The 2,210-nt window shown below is 64.9% G+C and carries 1 protein-coding gene and 1 pseudogene; both read left to right on the forward strand.

Annotated features, from left to right (window positions below; translation table 11 throughout):
- Window positions 1-551: 551 nt before the first annotated feature.
- A pseudogene (locus ABZX75_RS34225) lies at window positions 552-653 on the forward strand (IS5/IS1182 family transposase); the annotation flags it as partial.
- 351 nt (window positions 654-1,004) lie between these two features.
- Window positions 1,005-2,102, forward strand: a complete 1,098-nt coding sequence (locus tag ABZX75_RS34230; protein ID WP_355418121.1) for a tetratricopeptide repeat protein — start codon at window positions 1,005-1,007, stop codon at window positions 2,100-2,102.
- The last annotated feature ends 108 nt before the right edge of the window (window positions 2,103-2,210 follow it).

The following is a 2,210-nucleotide window of genomic DNA, read 5'->3' on the forward strand; positions in this document are numbered from 1 at the left end:
TGGAACAGCTCCCACAACTCATCCGGCACCAGCCGTTCAATAATCCCCACCACGACCGACAGCCTACCGAACGTGCCAAATGAGATGACTTCTAAAGGCAGTAGATGTAGCGGCGTCGTAGGTGTCGGGTGGGTGGTGTGGTGTGCCCCAGATCCATGGGCGTGCCTGCTGGTTGAGCTGGGCTGTTGCGAGTTCGGTGGCCTGGGTGATTTCGTCGGGTCCGGCGAAGGACTTGCCGGCGAGGGCTGCTTTGCGGAAGATCCTCCACCAAGCTTCCTGGAGGTTGAGCCAGCACACGCCGACGGGTATGAACACGTGCTTGATCCGGGGAGGCTCCTCGAGCCAGGCCCGGGTGGAGAGGCTGTTGTGCGAGGACAAAGCTTTACGTCACCCGCAGAGTGGCTGAGGGCAAGTCCTCACGAGACGCACAACGCTGCCTCAAGCGCACTATCTGCCGGCAAATTTTCAAGATCCTCGAACCCGCGAATCGAACCCGGGCAGCCAGCCTCACGGATCACGCCAGTCAGCTGGACGCGATATAGCAGCCTCGGGGCGAACTCACCGGTCCGAGCCCCGTGGACCGGGGCAAGCCGGGTTCCCAGATGCACGTCCTGTCGGACGCGCACGGACTGCCCCTCATCGTCGGCGTCACCGCGGCCAACACCCACGGCAGCGTCGCCCTGAAGCCCATGGTGCTCGGTCTTCCCCAATGGAGTTGTCAATCGAGGCTGGTGCCTCGCAGTGAGTTGTTCAGCCCAGCGCCCTTGGGCCCGCCCCGTATTAGAGGATCAGCGCTGGGCGCCGGACCCGCCGAGCGGCTGTGATCTGCGCAGACGCCGTGTGCTCCAAGGAAGCGCGGGCTGTTGGCGTACACCTGCGAGATGATCTTCGGCCTACGACGTCAGACCAGGGGCTGATGTGAGGCCAACGCAGCGACTGATTCGGTGAGAAGTCGGATTCCATAGTCTCTGGGGGCAGGCCCATCTATCAGGAAGACAGGGTTCATGTCCCGCAAGGCTTTCGCCCCCGAATACCAAGGAGCTCTTGGCTCCTCCCTCTGCGTGAACTCCTCCTATGAGGAAGTACTGGTCAAGGCCAGTGAGGAGCAGCGACGATCGCTCCTGGAGTTCGCACGGGCCGGACTCGCCGTGGCGGAGGCGAACCGCCGTCTGGGTCGGGTGGTCGACGCCGAACGCGCCTGGCGGGAAAGCTACCGGGCCGCCCGGCGAGCCGAAGACCGGGGAGCAATGGCTTGGGCATTGTGGAGCGGGGGCACCCTCGCCCGTCAGCGCGGCAGGCTGCCGCTTGCCCGGCGCTGGCTGGCCGCCGCGGTTGAACTGGCTGAGCAGGGAGGGGACCGGCTGGCGCTGGGCTACTCTGTCGCCGGCCTCGCCGAGACCGGCCGCATCCAGGGCGACTACCCGGCCGTCGGTGCACTCCATGAACGCCTGCTCAAGGAGGCCCGGCAGCACGGCGAGGCCCGGCACATGGTGTGGGCACTCGAAGGCATCGCCCAGATGCACCGCAACACCGGCTCCTATGACACCGCGCTTGCCATGTTCGAGGAGGCGGCCGATATCGCCGAGCGGGCCGAGGACCACCGCGGCTGGGCCTGGGCGCTGCGCGGGATAGCCGATGTGCTCTCTTTGCAGGGCCGACCCGAGCGTGCACTGGAACTGCTCTTCGAGGCCGAGCAGACCTGCCGTGCCATGAACCTTTCGAGCGCTCTGGCCTACAACCGCAAGATGCGGGCCAATGTGCTTTTCCGGGACGGGCAGTATGAAGAGGCTGCCAGCGTCTACGACGAAGCGCTGCGCAGGTTCCGCGACATCGGTGAACCGCGGGGAGAGTCGCTGTCCCGTCTCGGCCTTGTCAAGTCCCGCTCACGGCTCGGTCGTCCAAACCGGGAGACTCTGGCCGATCTCGACGAACTGCACTCCGTCTTTGAACGCATCGGCCTGGAACAGGCGCAGGCCAGCGTGGAGTCATTTCGCGCCGAACTGGTTGAGCAATCAGGGTCCGAAACCCCTTGGCTGCACGTGCAATCAGTGCGAGCCGCCGCAAGCCCCCAGGGCCCGGACATCGACACCGATCGACGGTGAAGGCGTCAGACGAGGGTCTGTAAAGTTTTCGGTGTAACTGGGGTGGTCTCGTGGGTCAGATTCGGTTGTTGGTGAGGCGTCCGTCGAAGGCGATGTCGAAGGCCTGGA

Origin of the sequence: Streptomyces sp. NPDC003038 (assembly GCF_040611115.1) — a bacterium.
Taxonomy (GTDB): Bacteria; Actinomycetota; Actinomycetes; order Streptomycetales; family Streptomycetaceae; genus Streptomyces.

Coding starts and splice junctions, on each gene's coding strand:
- ABZX75_RS34230 (WP_355418121.1), top strand. CDS start 1,005: ATGTCCCGCAAGGCTTTCGCCCCCGAATACCAAGGAGCTCTTGGCTCC.